The organism is Corynebacterium sp. CCUG 71335 (genome assembly GCF_024454075.1).
Lineage (GTDB): Bacteria > Actinomycetota > Actinomycetes > Mycobacteriales > Mycobacteriaceae > Corynebacterium > Corynebacterium genitalium.
Window position 1 is genome coordinate 1 of sequence record NZ_JAGPYY010000008.1, and the last position, 20,742, is coordinate 20,742.

General features: G+C 63.5%; 19 protein-coding genes. 14 read left to right on the top strand and 5 right to left on the bottom strand.

Translation table 11 applies throughout. From position 1 onward, the window contains the following. Window positions 1–284: 284 nt before the first annotated feature. From truA to eccB, 3 genes are read left to right on the top strand one after another with little or no spacing between them, the layout of a single operon-like run. Window positions 285–1,196: a tRNA pseudouridine(38-40) synthase TruA gene (truA, locus tag KBX19_RS06975; RefSeq protein ID WP_255998049.1), complete on the top strand. Its 912-nt coding sequence runs from the start codon at window positions 285–287 to the stop codon at window positions 1,194–1,196. 36 nt (window positions 1,197–1,232) lie between these two features. Next, window positions 1,233–3,470 (top strand): DUF6541 family protein, encoded by a 2,238-nt coding sequence (locus KBX19_RS06980; protein ID WP_255998050.1) that lies wholly within the window; start codon window positions 1,233–1,235, stop codon window positions 3,468–3,470. A gap of 41 nt (window positions 3,471–3,511) precedes the next feature. After that, window positions 3,512–4,819, top strand: a complete 1,308-nt coding sequence (eccB, locus tag KBX19_RS06985; protein WP_005286621.1) for a type VII secretion protein EccB — start codon at window positions 3,512–3,514, stop codon at window positions 4,817–4,819. A 6-nt stretch (window positions 4,820–4,825) separates the two neighbouring features. Here eccB and KBX19_RS06990 read toward each other — a convergent pair whose 3' ends face one another. Then, the gene (locus tag KBX19_RS06990) at window positions 4,826–5,812 is read right to left on the bottom strand and encodes a hypothetical protein (RefSeq protein ID WP_005286618.1); all 987 of its coding nucleotides are present in this window, start codon (window positions 5,810–5,812) and stop codon (window positions 4,826–4,828) included. A gap of 76 nt (window positions 5,813–5,888) precedes the next feature. On the opposite strand from KBX19_RS06990, the gene KBX19_RS06995 reads away from it, so the two are divergent. Next, the gene (locus KBX19_RS06995; RefSeq protein ID WP_255998051.1) at window positions 5,889–6,488 is read left to right on the top strand and encodes a TetR/AcrR family transcriptional regulator; all 600 of its coding nucleotides are present in this window, start codon (window positions 5,889–5,891) and stop codon (window positions 6,486–6,488) included. Here the strand turns inward: KBX19_RS06995 and KBX19_RS07000 are convergent. The 4 genes from KBX19_RS07000 to eccD form a co-directional block, all read right to left on the bottom strand. After that, window positions 6,485–6,709: a hypothetical protein gene (locus tag KBX19_RS07000; protein WP_005286613.1), complete on the bottom strand. Its 225-nt coding sequence runs from the start codon at window positions 6,707–6,709 to the stop codon at window positions 6,485–6,487. The two genes, KBX19_RS06995 and KBX19_RS07000, sit on opposite strands and share 4 nt — an antisense overlap. A gap of 71 nt (window positions 6,710–6,780) precedes the next feature. Then, a complete protein-coding gene (locus KBX19_RS07005) occupies window positions 6,781–7,290 on the bottom strand; it encodes a hypothetical protein (RefSeq protein WP_255998052.1) in 510 nt (169 codons plus the stop codon). A gap of 59 nt (window positions 7,291–7,349) precedes the next feature. Next, complete coding sequence (mycP, locus tag KBX19_RS07010; protein ID WP_255998053.1) at window positions 7,350–8,519, bottom strand: type VII secretion-associated serine protease mycosin; 1,170 nt, start codon at window positions 8,517–8,519, stop codon at window positions 7,350–7,352. Between the two features lie 47 nt (window positions 8,520–8,566). Beyond that, a complete protein-coding gene (eccD, locus tag KBX19_RS07015) occupies window positions 8,567–9,889 on the bottom strand; it encodes a type VII secretion integral membrane protein EccD (RefSeq protein ID WP_255998054.1) in 1,323 nt (440 codons plus the stop codon). 161 nt (window positions 9,890–10,050) lie between these two features. Between eccD and eccCa the strand changes: the two genes are divergently transcribed. The 10 genes from eccCa (at window position 10,051) to KBX19_RS07065 (ending at window position 20,718) form a co-directional block, all read left to right on the top strand. Next, complete coding sequence (gene eccCa / locus KBX19_RS07020; RefSeq protein WP_255998055.1) at window positions 10,051–13,683, top strand: type VII secretion protein EccCa; 3,633 nt, start codon at window positions 10,051–10,053, stop codon at window positions 13,681–13,683. Beyond that, entirely contained in the window at window positions 13,680–14,696 is a 1,017-nt protein-coding gene (locus KBX19_RS07025) for a type VII secretion-associated protein (RefSeq protein WP_255998056.1), read from the top strand. Before eccCa ends, KBX19_RS07025 begins: the two co-directional genes overlap by 4 nt. 205 nt (window positions 14,697–14,901) lie before the next feature. After that, the gene (locus tag KBX19_RS07030; RefSeq protein ID WP_005286596.1) at window positions 14,902–15,219 is read left to right on the top strand and encodes a WXG100 family type VII secretion target; all 318 of its coding nucleotides are present in this window, start codon (window positions 14,902–14,904) and stop codon (window positions 15,217–15,219) included. Window positions 15,220–15,257: 38 nt separating this feature from the next. Continuing rightward, complete coding sequence (locus tag KBX19_RS07035; RefSeq protein WP_005286593.1) at window positions 15,258–15,545, top strand: WXG100 family type VII secretion target; 288 nt, start codon at window positions 15,258–15,260, stop codon at window positions 15,543–15,545. A gap of 344 nt (window positions 15,546–15,889) precedes the next feature. Further along, window positions 15,890–16,333 (top strand): 50S ribosomal protein L13, encoded by a 444-nt coding sequence (rplM, locus tag KBX19_RS07040; RefSeq protein WP_005286590.1) that lies wholly within the window; start codon window positions 15,890–15,892, stop codon window positions 16,331–16,333. Next, window positions 16,333–16,899 (top strand): 30S ribosomal protein S9, encoded by a 567-nt coding sequence (gene rpsI / locus KBX19_RS07045; RefSeq protein ID WP_255994436.1) that lies wholly within the window; start codon window positions 16,333–16,335, stop codon window positions 16,897–16,899. The genes rplM and rpsI overlap by 1 nt, the downstream gene beginning before the upstream one ends. A gap of 106 nt (window positions 16,900–17,005) precedes the next feature. Continuing rightward, a complete protein-coding gene (gene glmM / locus KBX19_RS07050; protein WP_255998057.1) occupies window positions 17,006–18,349 on the top strand; it encodes a phosphoglucosamine mutase in 1,344 nt (447 codons plus the stop codon). Window positions 18,350–18,480: 131 nt separating this feature from the next. Further along, on the top strand, window positions 18,481–18,801 hold the full coding sequence (locus KBX19_RS07055; RefSeq protein WP_255998058.1) for a hypothetical protein: 321 nt from the start codon (window positions 18,481–18,483) through the stop codon (window positions 18,799–18,801). Then, on the top strand, window positions 18,794–20,464 hold the full coding sequence (locus KBX19_RS07060; RefSeq protein WP_255998059.1) for a hypothetical protein: 1,671 nt from the start codon (window positions 18,794–18,796) through the stop codon (window positions 20,462–20,464). The genes KBX19_RS07055 and KBX19_RS07060 overlap by 8 nt, the downstream gene beginning before the upstream one ends. Beyond that, a complete protein-coding gene (locus KBX19_RS07065; protein ID WP_005286575.1) occupies window positions 20,464–20,718 on the top strand; it encodes a hypothetical protein in 255 nt (84 codons plus the stop codon). Before KBX19_RS07060 ends, KBX19_RS07065 begins: the two co-directional genes overlap by 1 nt. The last annotated feature ends 24 nt before the right edge of the window (window positions 20,719–20,742 follow it).

Below are 20,742 nucleotides of genomic sequence, written 5' to 3' on the forward strand. Positions count from 1 at the left end.
GAAGACGCCTACTATCAACAATCACACGCCCACCCGTTGGGCGTTCAATAAGCGGAACGAAAACCAGGACGCTTCACGCCCCCCAACCGCTGCGCCGCATTGAGGTAAGTTCGAAATCGCCGTTCCAGAAGAGCTTCTAGCAGATAGATTGCATCCCCCAAGATGTAGTATGAAACCCGAGCGCAGGACGAGCTTCTCGCATATACATCGCACCGCCCGAAGGTTCGCTTTCGGGCGGTGTTGTCATATCGGGATTAGGCCGCTGATTGGTACGGTAAGCCCCGATGAAACATCAAGCATCCAACCCTGGTTTAGATGAAGAGCAAGCGGGCATTGTCCGCCTCCGCCTCGACATCGCGTATGACGGCACTCGGTTCCACGGCTGGGCCCGCCAGGCGGCTGCCCCGGGGGAGGAGACCCCAGTACGGACGGTGCAGGGGGAACTGGAGGATGCGCTCAGCCTCATCTTGCGTCATCCTGTGGAGCTCACCGTTGCGGGGCGCACGGACGCCGGGGTGCATGCTACAGGCCAAGTCGCGCACGCGGATGTGCCCAAACACGCGCTCGACCGGCGGTCGATCGACGGGGAGCCGGAGAAGCTCACCCGCCGCCTCGCCCGGCTGCTAGAACCGGATCTTCGGGTCACCGCCGTCACCGAGGCACCACGAGATTTCGATGCCCGGTTCTCTGCGCTGACGCGCACCTACCGCTACCGGGTGACCACCAATACTGCTGGTCCGAACCCGCTCAGGCGCACGGACACCGCGGCGTGGACCAAGAAGATTGACCTTCACGCCGTGCAGGAGACGGCGACAGCCTTGGTCGGGCTGAATGACTATGCGGCGTTCTGTAAGCCCCGGCCTCACGCCACCACGATCCGCGACATTCACTCTTTCAGGTGGGCGGATGTCTCCACGGCGGAGGAACCGGAGCTCTACGAAGCCACGATCACCGCTGATGCGTTTTGCTGGCACATGGTTCGGGCCCTCGTCGCTACGTGTTTGGACGTCGGCTCAGGTGCTCGTGAAGTCTCATGGGCAAAGACGTTGCTCGCCGCACACGAGAGGGATCCGTTGGTCAAACTCGCGCCGGCGAACGGGCTTACCCTCATTCGCGTGGACTACCCAGATGCCGCTCAGCTGGGGGAGAGGGTGTTGGTGACTAGGGATCGTCGTAAAGCGAAGGATGTGGAATAGACTGCTCTGATGGAACAGGGAAGAAAGTAGGGCCGCATGGATGTAGTCGGAGCTGTTTGGCTCGCCATTGCGGTGTTCACCCTGCCTGGACTCATCGTGGCCTGGGTTGCGGGAGCGAAGCTGCCAGCGGCGGCTGCGGCGAGTTTGCCGGCAACCTTCGGGCTGATCGGGTTCGGTAGCTGGCTGCTGGGCGCGCTGGGGATCCGTTTCGGGTGGCCGTCGTTCATCTTCTTCCTTGTGCTCGTGCTGGTGCTCGCCGGCGTGTGGCGTTTCATGTTCGCGCGGAAAGCCAAGCGTGACGGCGCCGAAACGTGGCTGCGTGCTTTGTGGCCCAGAGATTGGCGGCGGAGAAGCATCCTGGATCCGTCGTGGGTACTCCCAGCTGCCGGTGTGACTGCGGGCGCGTGGATGCTCATCGCGAAGATGCTGGAGCTGCAGGACAACGTTCCGCACAAGATGGAAAACATCGTGCAGGGCTGGGACACGCAGTGGCACGCCAATGCGGTGCGCTTCATCATGGAAGAGGGCGTTGCCTCGCCCACGCGCATGGGTGAGCTGCAAAGCCCGGAGACACACGTGGACTTGTTCTACCCGTCAGGCTTCCACGCAGCGACGGCACTGTTCGCCCATGCTGGCGGGTGGGAGCCAGTGCCGGCGATGAATCTCGCTTCCATTGTCGCGACGAGTCTCGCGGTCGCTGGCGGTGCGGCGGGTCTGGCGTGGGCGATCGCTCGCGGTCAAGGCATGGTCGCGCAAATCGCCGCTGGGCTGGCTCCAATCGCCATTTACGCGTCGCCGTCTGTGGTGTGGATCAGCGATTACGTGGGCATGCGCCCCTACATCGTGTCCATCGGCTTGTCCGGGATTGTGGTCGCGCTGTTCATGCAGGTTCCGCGCTACAGGGCCCTGAGCTTTGCGACGCTCTTTGCCTTCCTCGGCGTCCTCCAAGTCCATCCCGCTGCCGTGACCGTCGTGGTCCTCGCAGTTCTCCTGTACTGGGTGACGTACCTGGTGTGGCGCCCCGACCGCACCCGTGTCAGCGACGTGCTGTGGCTGGCCATTCCTGCGCTGGGTGGCACGCTGTCGTTCCTGCCGCAGTTGCTCGCCGGTCGGACTCAGGCGGAGGAGGTTCAAGCCTGGGACAACCGGGAGGCCGTGACCTCCACAGAGGCATGGCACAGGGCGTTTTACATGCAGGCCCGCCACACCGACGAGTTCTTCCCCACATTTGACCCGACGATGCTGTTCTGGCTCGCCGGCTTCGGCGCCATTGTCATGCTGCTGTGGCGCGGGCAGGTATGGGCGCCGATCTTCTACGGGCTCATGGTGTCCACGACAGCCAACGCGATGCGACCGGTGGACAATCTCTTCGAGCCATTGCTGGCGTTCCTCGGCTCGGCCCACTACAACTCGGCTCACCGCGTCGCCACAATCGTCGCCCTGACACTCTTTGCTGGGGCTGCCGTGGGAGCGGCTGTGATCATCCGGGTGCTGTGCCTGGCGCCGGTCGCGGTGCGTAGGCCGAAGCGCCCGTGGCAGTGGGGGACCGCTATTGCTTCGGCTGTCCTCGCAGGCTTCACCGGCTGGGGCACGGGAGTGTGGGCTGCCACAGCCGCCGCTGAGGGTGCCAAGGAATCCTACGAGGCCTCCCGTGTGGATGACCGGATGATCGATGAAGACCAGTTGGAAGCATTCGAATGGCTCGCATCCCGCCCGGAGGCGCAAGAGGGCTTGGTCATGGGTGAATCCACGGAAGGGTACTCCTGGATCTACTCCATCGAGGGCGTGCCCACCGTGAGCCGCCACTACCTGTGGCCCTCGGGTGGTTTGGGCACCAACTCGAGCATCCTGAGTGACCATGCCGCCCTGCTCGGCGCGGGTCAGCGCGGCAAGCCGGATGAGGGCAATGTTGTCGATGCGGCCGCCGCCCACCTAGACGTGCGGTTCATCATCTCCACCGGAGACACCTTCTGGGGCGAACCGAGTAACTGGCAGGTGGACACTGCCCTGTGGACCTCACCGGGTGTCACGCCCGTCTACCAGCTCAACCATGTGACCATCTTCGCTGTGAACGAGAAGTTCAGCGCCGAAGAGCTGCGCGAGCTCCAACAAGACGCGGTGGACAACGGCGGATCCACGGAGCTTCCATCCCTCCAGCCTGTCGCCCCAGGGGCCGATACGTCAGAGTCCGGCTCTGCAGAATCCGGCACCCCGGGCCCCGAGGGGCGCGGTCCTGCCGCCCGTATGCTTGAAGCCCCGGGGTGGGCGCTCTAAACTCCGAGGGAGTATTTGGGGGGAATTGATCGGGGGGTCACGTGTCCCGCACGCACGACGAGAAAACGAACACAGCGCAGCGGCTGCTGCCAACAACGCGCTCACAGGTCTCGGGGCACCGCTTCATGCGCCGACGGGTGGAGCACGGGCTCATCTACGGTGACATCCGGATGATCCACGATCCACTGGCGTCGCGCCGACGTTCCGCAATCTTCGGCCTCATTGCGGTCGTGCTCATCGCCGGCGGATGCGGGCTGTTCGCCTGGCTCAAACCGAATCCTGATCCGGGGGCGGCGGCGATCATGCGCGCGGCCGACGGCTCGCTCTACGTCCGGGTCGGCGAGGTGGTGCATCCGGTGACGAACTTGACGTCGGCACGCTTGATCGCGGGTAGCCCGGACGAGCCGCAGCGTGTCGGGGACGAACGTTTAACGGATTATCCTCGCGGGGTGCCGCTGGGCCTGACCACCGCGCCCGCGATGTTCGCGCCCGAGGGGAGCAACGACATCGCGTGGAGCGCATGTTCGCTTATCGACGCCTCCCACACCCCCACCCTCACCGTCCATGCCGGCCCCGCTCCTGAATTGCTTGAACCGCGTGAGGCGATTCTTGTCGCCCACGACGGCGACGACTGGCTGGTGACGCAGGCTGGCCGCGCGAAACTCCCGCCTGCCACAGACCCGGCGGGACGGCTGATCCGGCGCGAGCTCGGCATCGATGCGGCCACGCCGCGCCGGGAAATGCACAGCGGTGTTCTCGGCGCATTGCGTGAATTGCCGCCGATCGGCTTGCCACACCCGTTGCCGCGCGTGCTGGAAACGGGTGCGGAGGCGTGGATACTCACCGGCCACGGCGGCGTGCAACAGATCACCCCGCTGCAACGGGATGTGCTCGTGGCGGCAGGCGCGCACACCGAACGAACTGATACGGCTGCGATCGCGGCCTATCCCGACGCCGATCCACCGCTGACGTTGTCGATCCCGGACGAGAAACCGGAATGGGGTGACCCAGCTGCCACCTCCGGTGCTGTAGAGACCGCCGTCTGCGTGGCAGAGAACGGTCAAGCCGGTCGGCGCCCAGCCGATGCACTCACAAGGGGAGCGGTCGAACTGTCAGGGGCAGGCCCGGCTACCCACTTCATCGGGTTGTCGGACGGGGCTGTCGGGGTCGATACCGGATTTGGTTACCACGTTGTGTCGGGTGCAGGGCAGCGTCACGGTGTTGACCAGCAGGCAGTTCTGGAGATGATCGGGGTGGCGCATATGGAAAAGGCCCCGTGGGCAATCATTGGTCTGTTGCCCGCGGGGCCTGATCTCACTCGGGAGGGCGCGTTGACTGCGACCTACTAGCTGGACTTAGGCGGTTGCGCTCGCGGGTTTGGTCGAGCGGTCAAAAAGCAGCAGCAGGAATCCTGTGGCGATCCATGCCGCGAGGACCCACCACGCCGCACCGGCGCCGCTGCCGTCGAAGAAGGACAGGGACCGAACGAGGTGGCCGGTAGCGCCGATGGGCATCCATTGGCCGAGGGTCGACCAGCCGGCCGGGAGGAGCCAAGGGCCGGTGGATAGCCCGGAGAGCGGGTTGGCGAGGAAGATGGTCAGAACCGCACCGATTCCCATACCGGCGGTTCCGATCACGGCCGCGAGGCCAGCGGTGAGCATAGACGTGGCCAGGATGCCCAGGGAAATGGCCAGCCATTCCATGCCGAAGCTGCCCGACAACGTGCCGTAGACCGAGTGCAGCATCCACGTAGCTACGAGCGCGCCCAGAGCTGCGATACCGACGAGGACTCCGAGTTTGACCCACTTATTGCCGCGGAACAGGAACGTCGCGACGACTGCGGAGATGATGCCGCCGAAAGCTAGCGGGAGGCCGAGCAGCGCAATGCCTGCTGCCTGCGGATCGTCCTCGGTTGTGGGGGCGAGATCTTCGCGCTCGACGGGCATGTTCTGAGCTTCGAGGGAGGAGGCGATGCCGTCGATAAGCTGCACGTATGGCGCACCGTTTCCGGAGGCAGTGTAGGCAGTGGCTCCGTCGGGCGTGATGGCGATGCCGCCGACGGTTTCCCGGTTCAGGATCGACTCGCGCACCTCTTCTGGGCTGTTCATGACGCGGATATCGGGGGCATCGTCACCGGCTTTCTCTTTCACGCCTTGGGTGATCTGTTCGATGACGGGCTCGGGGGCGGACAGTGCGACCGGAACGTCTTGAGGGCCGGAGGAGAAATTCGGGGCGAGGAACGCAAAGAGCATGAGCCCGATGATCACCGGGATGCCGAGGATGACGCCGAGGGCTTTTGCTGTTGTCGACGCACTTCGCGTTTCGGTTGTGGCTGTGGACATGGACAAACTCCTTATCTGGAACAGACTGTTTCACTTACAAAGTGGAGCATACTGTTCCATTTGTTAGGATGCATGCGTGAGACAAGATGCAGTAGAAAACAGAGACGTCATTGTCGACGCAGCCCGGAAGCTGTTTGTGGAGCAAGGGCCTGGCGTGTCCATGAGGGCGATCGCCAAGGAAGCCGGTGTCGGTGTAGTGACGGCAAGTAGGCATTTCCCCGGGCGAGTTGAGCTGATCGACGCAATCAGTGCCCGCGCATTGGCCGACATCGAGACAGTGATCGATGAGGCTTTGACGAGTTTCGATGAGAGTCCGCGGGATGCCTGGCGGGGCGCGGCGCACGCCATTGGTGAAATGAAGCTTGCGGTGCTCGCGCAGGCGCTGTTCGGAGCCCTCAGTGCCAGCGTTGAGGGTGGGACACACGAAGTCAGCGAGATCATTGGTAACCGCGCAGCTGGCCTGCGTCGGGTCTACGAACCGCTAGTGGACAAAGCGAAAGCGGCCAGGCTGTGCCCGGCCGACGCCACCCCGCTTGACATCCACCTTGGCCTAGGGGTGATTACGCGTCCTCCTCCGGTGACTGCCGTGAGCGAGAGGTACTTCGGTGGGATTCAGCAAGAACTCTTAGATGTGATGCTTGAAGGCTTGGAAGCTCGGGCGCGGCGGGAACCCTAAGCCCGCGGCGGAGTGTCTTGGTTCTTGCGGATTCCGCGCACAACCAAAACAATGCCCGCGATCCAGCTGGCCAGTGCTGTCATGTAGGAGATCGTGCCCCACGCCGTGGCAACGGCGAGGAACCCAAGCAGAAAGACAATCACTCCGATCATGATGTCCTGCTGCCCGGTGGTGCCGGAAGAACGCGGGTTGCCCGGGTCGTGGGGCATCTGGGAAGTCATGACTGCCAGTGTGCCAGGAAAGCGAACGGCCCTGCCAGGGCAGGGCCTTAAAGGGTGGGGCAAGGTGAGTATTAGAAACCGGCCTCGAGGTGCAGGGTCGGGCCGTCGGAGTCGCCCATGTCCTCGCCGAAGGTGTCCTCGTTCATGGTGTCTTCGGTCGCCGAAGTGTCGTAGTTCTCCTCGTCCGTCCCGATCTCCGTGGTGGTGCCTTGGAAATCGAAGGGGTCATCAGACTCCTCACCGGGCTCCTCCGCCTTCTCGGTGTAGTCCTCGACGTTGCCCAGGCCCTCGACGTAATCGTCGTCGGCGCTGATCTTCGTTTCCAGAACGCCGTCGGCGTTCTCAGAGTCGATGAACATCTCGTCGAATTCGCCGTCACCGTCAACGTCGACAAGCACGGTGTTGGCGTAGCCGTCGCCGTCGGAGTCGAGCACGACGGTGTCGATGGTGCCGTCGCCGTCCAGATCCACCAGTGCGGTGTCGATGGTGCCGTCGTTGTCGGTGTCCAGAACGGCAGCGTCAAAAGTCTCTACGTTCTCGTCGATGGTGTTCGGGTCCTGCGGGTTGTTGGGGTTGGTCATGATTGCGTCCTTCCTGGTGTGTTGAGTGGTGTTTTCATGCGTTTAATGTGCACAGTACGTCAAATGTTCCTGCGCGAGACCAACAAAGAACCTACAGCGGTGCTGAGCAGTGCAAACAAACCCAAAATTGTGAGTACAACACCGGTCTTGCGGGGTGCTGTGGCCACGGTTTTCTCTACGGGAGCAACTGTCAGTGGACCCGTGTCTTCAGCGCGACTAGGGCGGCGGGATTCAGGGGGGAGATGCGTCAGCGCGGTGAGCGTATCGACGGCCCCACCGCTCGGCTCCGCGGCCCCATCCACCATCGCGCGAATCTGCGCCGGGGTGGCATCGGGGTAACGCTGCCGCAGCAACGCCACCGTTGCGCTGACTACCGGAGCAGCAAAACTGGTGCCCTCGTATGGTTGAGCGTCCCCGCGATCGCCCGCAACTCCACCGGTGAAACCGTTTCCGTCGGACGACAAAGCAGCTTGTGGGCGGCCCGGTGCGGAAACAGCTATGTGCTCGTCGGGTACGGGCAGGGAGTACTCGGCCATGGTGTGGCTGTCCGCTCTCGACCCGACAGTGATGACGGTGGGGAAGTGCGCCGGGTACACCGTGGAGCCCGGCGGGCACTCGTGGTTCGCATTGCCCGCGGCGGCGACAACGGCAACACCGTCCAACTCGGCGCGCCCGAGTGCAAGACGCAGGTCCTGGGTGTCCACCCGTGCGGCGAGCTGTGGTTCCACGCAAGAGACGACCGACATATTGATCACGTCGGCGCCCAAGTCGATCGCGTTGTGGATGGCGCGTGCAAGGGTGTCCAAATTCCCCGCGCCGGGGATGTCCTCTGCTTCCGGCGAGCCATCCGGTACTGGGGCCGTAGTTGTGCGGAAGTGCGCGGAGGATTGGCGGATCGCGATGATCTCCGCATCAGGGGCGATGCCCGTTGTCGTGCCCGCGATGATGCCGGCGACGACGGTGCCGTGCGCGTCGCAGTCGTCGAATGGCCGTGGATCATCTGGGGTGACGTAGTCGTTGCCGGGGATGAGCTGGTTGAGCTCGGGGTGCCGGGCAACCCCGGTGTCGATGACAGCCACTTTCACTCCCGCGCCGGTGGCGATCGTACGCACCTGGTCGAGATCGGCCGCAGCGGCGGGTGGGTCCGCGGGAACCGGGACTGCGCAGGCGACATCTTGGGCGTGGGCAGGTGGGGTGGCAACAAGAACGGGCTGGGTTGAGAAAAGCATGAGGGTTAGGGCCGGGATGCACGTGGACGTCGATAAGCGAAAGCGCACTACAGGCCCCTGATCAGCGTGAAGAAACCGGTGAGGTAGACAGCCAGCGGCAACACGGCAATGATCGCGGCAGCCTCGGCGCGCTCGAGCCACACGAGTGTGGTGGGTTCCAGATCGGGGACGAAACGGGCCCAGATCGTCGCGCTTGCCGCAGCCACCGCGAGGACTCCGGCGAGCACGAGTAGCGCTGGATGCGGGCTATCCATCTGTGCGACGGCGATAACAGCACAGGTAACGGCCGTCATGGCAGAAAGTGCGAGGCTCAACCGCGGCGCGGTCGAGTGGTGGCGAGACGCGTGCACGATGAGCGCTCCAGCGACACAGAGACAGAACGCGAAGATCCAGGCTCCGCCCGCGAAGGCGATGGTGATCAGCGCCGGGATCATGCACACGGCGGTGCCGATGCCCAGACCGTCTGTAATACCGCGGGCTTTGTGCGTGCGCAGGTCAACGTCATCCTGGTAGTCGTCCGCGATGGAGAACTCCTGCCCAGCAGTGGGCACCCGGGGAATGCGCAGACCGGCGCCGCGGGTCGCCACGGCAGGTGTGAGCATGACGGCGGTCAACCCCAGCAGCACGACCGTCGCTGCGGGAGCGTGCGGGGACGGCAACCACGACCCCAACGCGCCACCTGCGCTGAGTGCACTCACCGTGAGTACCGCAGTACCGCATCGCGTGCCGGCGAAGCCCAGCACCGCCCCACCGCCGACCAGGACTGCCACCGTCGCCGATGCAGCGATCACACCAAGTGCTGCGCTGCTGTTGAGCGGCCACGCAATCGCTTCCTCGCCCCCGGCCCAGGTGCCGCATGCGATACCCGCAAGCACAACGCCGGCGGGGAACACCGCGCGGGAACGGGAGATGACACCGATCGCGAGCGCGACAAGAGCAGCTGCCCCGACACCGATAACCGGGTTGGTCAGGGCAGCAACAAGAAAACCGACGGCAATGATACCCGCGAGCGATGACGCCGTATCGATCCCGGCGCGCGGGCCCCCGTCAGCCGACACCGCCGCGAGCGATTCCGCAGCGTCGCGCACGACCGGGGGATCGACCTCCTCCTCCGGGCGCAGTGCAAGCACCTGACCGTCCCGCACGCGCATGTGGTGCAGGGGAGTGTGCGGATCCAAGGGAGCGCCTCCGGCAGTGGTGAACTCCCACGGTCGTCCGATTTCCGGAAGTTCGACGAGCCGGGCAAGCTCCGGCAGGACCTCAGCGAACGTCGACGCGGTTGGCAATGTCACGTCAATGGAGCGGTGGTATGTCACGGCACTGACACGCACGGTGACGCGGACGACATGGTGAGTCGATGCGGCGACCACAGTTTTCTTTCCCCCCGGGTTGCACAGTGCAGGCCCCCGCCTGCACACGTGATGAGCTGTGCTGGCGTTCACGCTACACGTAATCGGTAACGGCGCGCTACACTAACGCTCAACACCTGCGGTTGGGGGAACCAGCAGGGATGGTTCGAGGGGGGACATTCATGCTCGGATTGGACAACAATCCTGTCCAAACACCGGTCAATGCTGGCCACAGCGCTGACGATGCACCGCCGCTGCCCGGTGGAAACCTCGTCGCGGAGCCCGTCCCGCAGGCGGTGCGGCGTCCGCCGGAACCAATGATGAAAATCATCATGCCGGTGGTCATGGTCGCAGCCATCGGAGCAATGGTGGCGATCATGGCCTTGTCAGGCCGGGGTGTTAGCCCCATGATGATGGTCTTTCCGCTCATGATGGTTATGGGCATGCTCACAATGCTCAACCCTCCGGAGCGGGCCGGGGATATTGACGAATCCCGCCGTGTGTACTTGCGCCATCTTGACGCGCTGGCGGAGCACGCCCGCGGAAATGGCGACAAGCAGCGTGCCCATGTTGAGTTCTTCCACCCGCATCCGCAGGCATTGGTCAGCGCGGTGCCCACAGAGCGGGTCTGGGAGAGAGTGGACGACGATTCTCGTGCGCTGGAAGTGCGTGTGGGAACAGGAATGTCCGCTTTGTGCACGCCTATCGACGTGCCTGACCCCGGTTCACCTGAAGATCTTGACCCTGTATGCGCTGTGAGTCTGCGCCGCACTGTGGCTGCCGTGAGCGCGGTGCCGCGGGTTCCGATCATCATCCAGTTGGAGGCGTTTCCGCTGATCACACTTGCTGGGCCGAAAGCGCGCACAGTGGCGCGGTCCATGTTGGCGCAGGTGGTGTTCTTCCACGGCCCGGAGCTGCTCGGTATTGAGGTCGCTGCAGAGGGGCTCGAGTTCTCCAAGTGGTTGCCGCACACCCGCGATCCCGAGTCCGCGGCGTTCTCGATCGCGTTCGTGGATGCTGGCTCCCCGGACGCACTAGTGCGCACCGAGCACGACTGCGTTGTCGTGGTCACGGAGGATGAGGATGCCTTCGTTCACGAGGATGCGCTGCACTTGGTGTGCGGGGAACGTATTAGCGCGGTCACGGCAGCTGGCACGGAGCCGCTTGGGGAGCCTGACGAGTTCAGTGACGGTGCCGCAGAATACATCTGCCGGAATCTCGCCTTCTACCGCCGTCCTGAGGGCCAAACAGGTACTGCCAATAGCGGGGACCTGTTAGAGCTGTTGGGGTTCGAAGACGTAGACCAGCTGTCTGGGCCGGCGATGTGGCCTGGGCGGGAGGGGACCCGGCAACGGTTGACGGTACCGATCGGTACGGAAGGTCCGGGATCGGGCGGAGCGCCCGTCTATCTAGACCTGAAGGAGTCAGCGCACGGCGGAATGGGCCCGCATGGATTGTGCATTGGCGCGACAGGAAGCGGTAAGTCTGAACTACTCAGAACACTCGTTGCAGCGCTGGCAGCGACACATTCGCCCGAGGAGCTCAACTTTGTCCTCGTTGATTTCAAAGGCGGCGCCACGTTCCTCGGATGTGAAGGGTTACCCCACACATCCGCGGTGATCACCAACCTGGAAGACGAGGCGGTCCTGGTGGAGCGCATGTTCGATGCGATCTCCGGCGAGCTCAACCGCCGCCAAGAACTGCTGCGCGCATCGGGTAATTTCGCCAACGTCACCGACTACACCGCGGCACGCATGAGCACGCGTCCAGACATGGTTCCGCTGCCGGCACTGCTCATCGTGGTCGACGAGTTCTCCGAGCTCCTCGGCCAACACCCGGACTTCGCGGATCTCTTCGTCGCTGTCGGACGGTTAGGGCGCTCGTTGGGTGTGCATTTGCTGTTAGCCTCACAACGGCTTGAGGAGGGCAAACTGCGCGGCCTGGATTCGCACCTGTCCTACCGCATCGGTCTGCGCACGTTCTCAGCCACCGAGTCGCGCCAGGTACTGGGCATCCCCGATGCTTACGAGTTGCCGGCTGACCCTGGCTCGGGCTACCTCAAGGCCGCATCCAGTGAGGTCACGCGTTTCAAAGCGGCGTATGTCTCCGGTCCACTCATGCGAAAAGACGTTGCGGCGCACGGTTCCCATACCGCAGCGAGCATCCCGGCAGTACGCATTTTCGACGGCTGGGATCCGCCCGAGGTGACCCCGGTCGTCGCAGGTACGCCGGATACGTCGACAACCGTGCTGGCGGCTGTTGTTGAGGCCGCCGGCGAGACTGCTCAGTTGCGCGGGCACAGCGCTCACCGCGTGTGGCTGCCACCACTGCCGCGCCGGGTAGGGATCCCTGCCGTCGTCACGCGAGCGGGAATGCTCACCGCGGGCATTGGGCTTATCGACGACCCCTACCACCAGCGCCAAGATCCCCTCATCCTCGATTTGAACGTCTCCGGCGGCCATGTGGCGATCGCCGGTGGGCCGCAAACGGGCAAGTCGATGGCCGTGCGCACGTTGATCACCTCTTTGGCTGCCACCCACTCGACTGAGCAGATCGGCTTCTACATCGTCGATGCCGGTAGCGGCGACTTCGCGGACCTTGAAAGTCTGCCCCACGTTGCCGGCGTGGCAGAACGCAGCGACGAGGAGCGGGTCCGCCGCGTCGTCGATGAGGTCTTGGGCATCATTGAAAACCCGCGTGGCGCACCGCGACCGCAGCACACGGTGTTGGCGGTCGATGGGTGGCATTCATTGTTGGCGACCGATTCGAAACTGGAGGATCTGCGGGAACCGCTGGCGACCATTGCGGCTGAGGGGCCGGCGGCTGGGGTGCACCTGGTGGCCACCACCCAGCGCTGGGGCGCGATCCGTCCCAACGTGCGCGACATCATCGGCACTCGAGTGGAGCTCAAACTCACTGAGTCGATGGATTCTGTAGTCGACCGCAAAAAGCAGGAGAAACTTCCCGCATTGCCCGGCCGCGGACTCACTCCCGACGGGATGAGCATGCTGGTGGCGGCAACCGCAAAGGAAGATATCGCACACATTGCAGCCACGACTGCGCACCAGCCGCGTGTACCTGCCTTGAGGGTTCTGCCGGAGAGGGTGACGGTGGGGCAGGCGCGCCAGACTCAGACGTCGATAAGCGACACGCCGCTGTTGGGCATTGGTGGACGTGCACTGGAACCTGTGCACCTGGATGGCCAGCATCTCGTCGCTATCGGCGCGGCGGGCTCTGGCAAATCGACGCTGGTGAACACTGTGATCACACAGATCGCCGAGCTCCCGCGGGAACAGGCGCGCATGGTGGTCATCGATCCACGGCGTGTCCACCTGCGCCACGCGGACCACCCCATGGTCGCAGCGTATGCGGGCTCTTCTGACGCGGCCGCTACAGCGGTGACCGACACCGCGGCCACGATGTCGTCGCGTCTGCCGGGGCCAGATGTCACGGCCGAGCAACTCGCCGCTCGCAGTTGGTGGACTGGTCCAGATATCTACCTTGTGATCGACGACCTAGAACTTGTTCCCGACGAGCACCTGCGTCCGCTCGTCGCGCTCCTTCCTCATGCCCACGACATTGGGCTGCACATCATTGCCGCCCGCAAGTTCGGCGGCAGCGCCCGCGCTTTGTTCTCTCCGTTCTTGTCCACGTTGAAAGATCAGCTTCCTGACGCTGTTCTGCTCTCCGGGAACCGGGAAGAAGGACAGCTTTTCGGTGTTCGACCGATGCCGCTTGCGCCGGGGCGCGGGATCCTCGTGCGCGACAACGACAACGCCGGCCCAATCCAGATCGCAGTAGGTGACGCAGCATGACCACACGGTTGACCACACCGCAGCTCACGGTGACTATCCGCCCCGACAGCGTCGTTTTCGAAGGCGTTGCCAACGTGCATCGCCACGACAGTCCGAGCACCAGCGAGATCGCCGCCGCGATCTGCAAATGTTTGGGTAGTGATCCTGCCGGTGCCCACGTGCACATTGTCGGGGATGAAGAAACCATCGACGACCTCGTTGTTCTGATGAGCGGATACGACGTCGTGCTCACCAGCGAGACCACGAAACCGCGCGGAAAGCATGCCCTGCGCACCAATGCGAAAGCGGGCGCTGCCGAAACGGCGGATTCGAGTACGGACTCCGAAACTGAAACAAATCCGTCCACAACCGAATGGGAGGAGATCACGCTGCGTCGCCCGACGCTTTACGACGGCTCACGCGACACCTTCCTACCCGCACGCCCCCTCCTCATTGTGGCGGTGGTCGTCATCGGCGCACTCTGCGCTGCCGCTGTGTGGGCCGTTGCGCGGTCTGGTTCCGATGCGTTAGAGCACGCGGCCGGATCTGGCGCCTCCAGTGACGCGACGACGAGTGAGGTGACGTCGGCTACGTCGCCTGATTCATCCGGACCGTCTACGCAGCCAGCCCCGCAGCCCGAGTTCGTCACTCTCACCCAGGACGGTCTGAGCGTGGAGGTGCCGGTCGGCTTCACCCTCGAGCCCGATGAAGATATGTGGCGCGCGACCGGCCCTGATCCGGATTTCCGCTTGCAGCTTGCCGTTGATCCGCTCTACGGAGTGGCAGGAGAAGCCGTGATCGCCCAGATTGAGCAGGAGATTCTCGGCGACCCCGAGTTACGCCTCATCGAGCGTGATGAGCACAGCATCACCTACAGGCACTTGCTTCCAGACGGCTCCCAAGCCCACTGGCGCGCCTGGGTCGATGCAGACCACCAAATCTCCATTGGTTGCCACACCCGGAAAGCTCCCACGTCAGTCCAGCAGGCCACATGCACCATGGCTAACGACTCGGCCCGGTACAGCCCTCCTTAACCGTCTCACCAAAGGGGCAGGTACCGGCCCGCACGGAGAAAAACTCCAAGAATTTTCACCGCCGAGGGAACCAAACAGGGGCCTGCGGCAGTCCAATAAGGGTGGAAAGGTCACGAACGGCTCGCAAAGGTGCTTCACCGACTACGCGCCACGTGCCCGGACCGGCCTTTGTCCGTTAAGTCACACACCGATATCGGGGGAAAACATGAGCAACATGCAAACAGAAGCCGACGTGATGCGCGCCGCCGCCAAGGAAGTCGAAACGACCAATGAAGAAATCAACGGTGAACTCAACCGTCTGCAGACTCTCGCAGAGGGGGCGCGCAGCCACTGGGGCGGCACCGCACAGGTCAGTTTCAACGAGCTGATGATGCGTTACGACGATGCCGAGCGCCGTCTCGGGGAGGCACTGACCGCCATCGCAATGAACATCCGCGATAACGCGGGCAACTACGAAGACGTCGAGGCCACTAACGCGGATAGCTTCTCGTCGATCGCGCCGTCCTCAGGCCTGGCCCTGTAAGCCCACGAAGAGAATTCAGAGAGTTAAAGGAGAACACCATGACTGTCATCAAGTACCAATTCGCCTCGATCTCAAACACATCCCAGGACATTCTGCAGTCGGCACTCACGATCGACGGCCAGCTCGAGGACCTGAAGGCGCGGTTGCGCCCCATGGTGGACAGCTGGGACGGTGAAGCAGCTGAGGCGTACCAGATCCACCAGGCGAAATGGGATGCCGCGGCAGAGGAGCTGAACGAGATCCTCACCGTCATCGGCAACACCGTCGAAAACGGCAACTCCCGGATGAAGGCGGTCAACACCGCCGCCGCTAACAGCTGGGCCTAAGTACGCCACACACTGCCGTTCCCTTTTTGCAAGCGTCTTAAAGCTGCACTGACCGTTCCGATTCGGTTGGCGTGGGCGGACGCGACGTTGGGCACCGACGCGTGGCGCGGACAGAGGGGGATCAGGTTTTGCCGCGCCGCCGCAGGGAAACTTCTGCGGCGGCGTTTTGGTGTTTCGGCAGGTGGTGCTCTAGGGTTAACGGTCTGTGTGTTGTCTCCGACCGGCGCTCGCTCTGCGGTAGCTGGTCACCTCACATCCGGGTCTCCACCGGCCGCCGGAATGTGAGGGGGGAGCGGGCGCACATGGCCGGCAGCCTCTAGATACAGACTTCAAGGAGTCCATGTATGTCTACTTACCACCCGAAGAGCGGTGACATTACCCGTCAGTGGTACGTCATCGACGCTACCGACGTGGTGCTGGGCAAGCTTGCTTCTACCGTGGCAGACCTACTGCGCGGTAAGCACAAGCCGCAGTTCGCACCGAACGTCGACACCGGCGACCACGTCATCGTGATCAACGCCGACAAGGTCCACATTTCGTCCAACAAGCGCGATCGTGAGATGCGCTACCGCCACTCCGGTTACCCGGGTGGCCTGAAGTCCATGACCCTGGGCCGTGCTCTCGATGAGCGCGCGGACCGCGTCATCGAAGAGGCTGTCAAGGGCATGATGCCGCACAACCGCCTCTCCCGTGAGTCCATTAAGAAGCTTCACGTCTACGTCGGTGCCGAGCACCCGCACGAGGCGCAGAAGCCCGAGAACTTCGAGCTTAAGCAGGTGGCGCAGTAATGACCGAGCCGAACAACACCCCTGAGAACATCGCTGACGCAGCTTACGAGGCTGACGTCACCGACATTGACGCCGCAACCGCAGCGACCGAAGAGTTCAACTACACCATCGGCGACGCCGTGGCAGTCGAGGATGAGACCGCTGGCGCTGAGGAGACCGTCGAGGTCGCGTCCTTCCACGAGGGCCCGATCCAGACCGTCGGCCGCCGCAAGCGCGCCATCGCCCGTGTCACCGTCGTCGAAGGCGAGGGCAAGATCACGGTCAACGGCCGCGAGTTCGAGGACTACTTCCCGAACAAGCTGCACCAGCAGGACATCCTGTCCCCGCTGACGCTGCTGGAGCGCGAAGGCCAGTTCGACATCAAGGCCAACATCAACGGTGGTGGCCCGACCGGCCAGGCTGGTGCTCTGCGCCTGGCCATCGCCCGCGCCCTGAACGTGTACAACCCGGCTGAGCGCCCGACCTTGAAGAAGGCTGGCTACCTCACCCGCGACGCACGTGCCGTCGAGCGCAAGAAGGCTGGTCTGCACAAGGCCCGCCGTGCCCCGCAGTACTCCAAGCGTTAATCGCGGTTACTGCTTCACAAGCGCCGTCACCCTTTGCGGGTGGGGGCGCTTTTGGCTTATCGACGCATTACCAACCTGAAAATCCCCTAAGGCATAATGGTGTCTCATGACTCGACTGTTTGGAACTGACGGTGTCCGTGGCTTGGCCAATGAAGCTCTGACCGCGCCTTTGGCGCTGAAGCTGGGCCAGGCAGCGGCCACGGTGTTGACGCAGACGAAGCGTTCCGACCAGCGTCGTGCGACCGCCATCATCGGCCGCGACCCGCGCGTGTCGGGGGAGATGCTGGCGGCGGCAATGGCAGCCGGTATGGCATCGAAAGGTGTGGACGTGCTCCGCGTCGGAGTCATACCGACGCCGGGCTTGGCGTTTCTCACCGACGATTACGGCGCGGATATCGGCGTGATGATCTCCGCGTCCCACAACCCCATGCCGGACAACGGCATCAAGTTCTTCTCCGCCGGCGGCAAGAAGCTTCCTGACGACGTGGAGAACGACATCGAGGAGGAGATGGCCCACATCGATGAGGGCGGACCAACCGGCACCGGCATCGGCCGCATCATCGAGGAGTCCCCGGAAGCCCACGACCGCTACTTGGACCACCTCAACGCCTCGGTGACCACTCGTCTCAACGGCCTGAAGGTCGTCGTAGACTGCGCCAACGGCGCCGCCTCCCGACTTGCGCCGGAGGCCTACGCAGAAGCCGGGGCGAAGGTCATCCCGATCTTCAACAAGCCCAACGCCTTCAATATCAACGACAACTGCGGATCTACTCACATCTCCCAGGTGCAAAAAGCCGTTGTCGAGCACGGCGCTGATTTGGGCCTGGCCCACGACGGCGATGCCGACCGCTGCCTGGCTGTCGATGCCGAGGGCAATGTTGTCGATGGCGACCAAATTATGGCGATTCTGGCTTTGGGCCTGAAGGAGAAGTCGTCGTTACGCAAAAACACGCTCGTGGCTACCGTGATGAGCAACCTCGGGCTGAAAATCGCCATGGAGCGCGAGGGCATCGCTGTGCGCGAGACGAAGGTGGGCGACCGATACGTGCTCGAGGAACTCGCGCGCGGTGACTACTCACTCGGCGGCGAGCAGTCCGGCCACATCGTGCTGCCGTCCCGCGCGACGACGGGCGATGGAACGTTGAGCGGCCTGATGATCATGGAGCGCATGGCCGAAACCGGCGCGACGCTGAAGGAACTGGCCAGCGTGATGACGGTGCTGCCGCAGGTGCTCATCAACGTGCCTGTGTCGGACAAGTCGCTCATCCTGGACAACCCCGAGGTCAAGGAAGCCACCGCCGCCGCAGAGGCCGAGCTTGGCTCGAGTGGCCGTGTGCTGCTGCGCCCCTCTGGTACCGAAGAGCTCTTCCGCATCATGGTGGAAGCAGCGGAGGAGGAGCATGCGCGCAAGGTAGCTGGCAAGCTCGCCGCCACTGTCGCCTCTGTCTAGCGCGAGTGCGCTGAAAATGCCTTAAAGTAATTGGGGCAGCAGGGAACCAAAGGGGGGTCCGCGGCAGTCTAACTCTGTGTGAGGAATTGGACTGCCGCATGCGCGGCTTCATTTACGCGGGGGGATTGAACGTGAATGCACCTTTAGAGCTAGACACGGGTGAGATGCGGGAAGCGTTACGGGGCGCGATATCCCGGTATACCGAAGCGGTGGAGCTGCTCCGCCAGCAGCGGCCGAGCGTGGATCCGGCCTGTTTGGGGGAGGGGTTCACCAGCGACGCGGAACGCTTGGGGGCGGCCATGACCGCGGTCCATGAGAACACTCTCGCGCACTTGAACGAAAGGGTGCGCCACTACGAGTCTGTTCTCGCGCTCACAGACGATGTCGAGTCAACGGATGAAGACAATGCCGCGCCGTTGGACGCTGTGATGAGGAGGCTCAATCGTGGGTAACGCGCTCGTGAAAGACCGCCTCAATGCTGTCGCACAGGAAGCGGCGGCACTACCTGGTGTCTCGTCCGGGGACCTGAACCAAATCAACGCTAAGGTCAGTGACATCTCAGCGAAGCTGGACTGGACCAACGGGAAAGAAACAGGCGCGCTGTCCACCGAAGTCGCCCGACTCAATCCCGACGGGACCCAACCGGGAGGAAAGTCTCGCCCCGGTGGTCGGCCGGATGCCTGGGGCGTTGTGGGCATTCTCGTTGATCTGGCACCGCTGATGTTTGACTCGATTCGTTCTCGCACGGGTGACTGGCTGCGGGACATCGGGATCACCGGCCACGAGGACAACCTTGACGACGGGCAACTCGAACTGGACCGTTGCCTTGAGGATCTGTGCACTAAGACGGACGAGTGCGTCGAGGCTGTCAATGAGATTGATTCCAACGCGGAAGACGGCGTGCTGGCGATCTTGGAAGCGTTGCTCATGTTCCTTTCTGTGATACGGATAGTGCCGCAGCTGCGCATCGGGGCCACTGTGCTCATGCCCATTCTTGAAGCCCTGATCCACGTGGAGAAAACCGTCGACGACCGCAACGAGTGCATGCGCAAATGCTACGAGCACCTGGAGTGCCTCTATAACGATGCCGGCCAGCTCCAACCCCCGCCCGCAAGGGAGTACTGCCCGCCTAACGGCAACGCACCTGCTCCCCCAGAGCGCGAACCGGCCGCGCCGGAGCAGCCCGAACAACCGGAGCAGAAAGAACCGCCGGTAGACAAACCATCCGCGGACAAAACGCCGTCAGAGGAACCACTGTCAAAGCAACCGTCGGTGAAGGAGCAGCCCCCGATCGGAGCGGCGGAAGCACCGGTGAAACCGGCTGGGCCGCAGGCAGCACCAGCTCCTGAACCTGCCCCGGCACCCGCCACTGGATCGGCGCCAGTTGCTGCACCCTCTCCGTCGGTCCAGGCTGCGCCTCCCAGCGTCGAGTCGTTGATCACGCCGACTAATCCGGCGAGCGTGGCGACGGAGCCCGCAGGGTTCACCGCGAGTGCTGGCGGAGCGAACCTCAACGTGAATATCAACGTCGGCCTGGGTGGTGATCTCGGAGGAGTCCCACCCGCTCCTGCGGCTCCAACGGCACCTCCCGTGCTTCCCACACCGCCCTCTCTTCCCGCGGTCCCTCCGGTGGGGCCGGTGGGCCAAGCCGCAATCGGCCAGTTCATTGCTGGGGTGGAGGAGTTCAAGAACATGGTGATGGACTGTCTCTCCGAAACGGAACTCCCGCCGGCGGCAGACTGCGAATGCCCGCCGGAGGCGCCCGAGACGGAATCGGACACCCTGCCTGAGAAACCGGCACCGGACCACCAGGCACCGGAAAAACCCGCACCGGAGAACCCAGCAACTGAACAACCAGCAACTGAACAACCGGAGGAGAAGCTGGCCCCGCCACCCGAGCTTGCTGAGGTCAAGGAGCCTCCGCCACCGCCGAAACAGTCAGTGGCACCCGCCGGTGCGGGCGAGCTGGGCCAAACGAGCGACGCAACCGACGTTGCCCCAGAGGAGCCACACAAGCCAGCCGAACCTGCAGCGCCGCACACCGACTCCAGCGGCACTGACACCGGTTCTGGCACTGACACAAACGAGCGCACGAGGAAGACGAGGACGTGGTGATGGACTTCAAGGATTTTGTCGACCAGTTCAACCAGCGCACCGCGCGCCGCATGGCGGAGTTCGAACTGGTGCTGCAGCAGACTCAACAGCAAATGGAGCAGACTGCACGGCAGCAGGCTCTCGCCAAGGAAATGAATATTCAGAAGCCGCCGACCACCACCCCGCGCGGAGGTTACCGTGGTGTCCGCCACGGCAAAGTGCAGGGTGTGCTGCGGAGGGAAGGGCCGACAGGGGCCGGATCCGAGCAGGGCTAACGCCAGGCGGCAGGGCGAACCCGC

Excerpts from the sequence above, each read along its gene's own strand:
- truA (WP_255998049.1), top strand. The coding sequence starts at position 285 with ATGAAACATCAAGCATCCAACCCTGGTTTAGATGAAGAGCAAGCGGGC.
- KBX19_RS06980 (WP_255998050.1), top strand. The coding sequence starts at position 1,233 with ATGGATGTAGTCGGAGCTGTTTGGCTCGCCATTGCGGTGTTCACCCTG.
- KBX19_RS06990 (WP_005286618.1), bottom strand. The coding sequence starts at position 5,812 with ATGTCCACAGCCACAACCGAAACGCGAAGTGCGTCGACAACAGCAAAA.
- KBX19_RS07000 (WP_005286613.1), bottom strand. The coding sequence starts at position 6,709 with ATGACTTCCCAGATGCCCCACGACCCGGGCAACCCGCGTTCTTCCGGC.
- KBX19_RS07005 (WP_255998052.1), bottom strand. The coding sequence starts at position 7,290 with ATGACCAACCCCAACAACCCGCAGGACCCGAACACCATCGACGAGAAC.
- mycP (WP_255998053.1), bottom strand. The coding sequence starts at position 8,519 with ATGCTTTTCTCAACCCAGCCCGTTCTTGTTGCCACCCCACCTGCCCAC.
- eccCa (WP_255998055.1), top strand. The coding sequence starts at position 10,051 with ATGCTCGGATTGGACAACAATCCTGTCCAAACACCGGTCAATGCTGGC.
- KBX19_RS07025 (WP_255998056.1), top strand. The coding sequence starts at position 13,680 with ATGACCACACGGTTGACCACACCGCAGCTCACGGTGACTATCCGCCCC.
- KBX19_RS07030 (WP_005286596.1), top strand. The coding sequence starts at position 14,902 with ATGAGCAACATGCAAACAGAAGCCGACGTGATGCGCGCCGCCGCCAAG.
- KBX19_RS07035 (WP_005286593.1), top strand. The coding sequence starts at position 15,258 with ATGACTGTCATCAAGTACCAATTCGCCTCGATCTCAAACACATCCCAG.
- rplM (WP_005286590.1), top strand. The coding sequence starts at position 15,890 with ATGTCTACTTACCACCCGAAGAGCGGTGACATTACCCGTCAGTGGTAC.
- rpsI (WP_255994436.1), top strand. The coding sequence starts at position 16,333 with ATGACCGAGCCGAACAACACCCCTGAGAACATCGCTGACGCAGCTTAC.
- glmM (WP_255998057.1), top strand. The coding sequence starts at position 17,006 with ATGACTCGACTGTTTGGAACTGACGGTGTCCGTGGCTTGGCCAATGAA.
- KBX19_RS07065 (WP_005286575.1), top strand. The coding sequence starts at position 20,464 with ATGGACTTCAAGGATTTTGTCGACCAGTTCAACCAGCGCACCGCGCGC.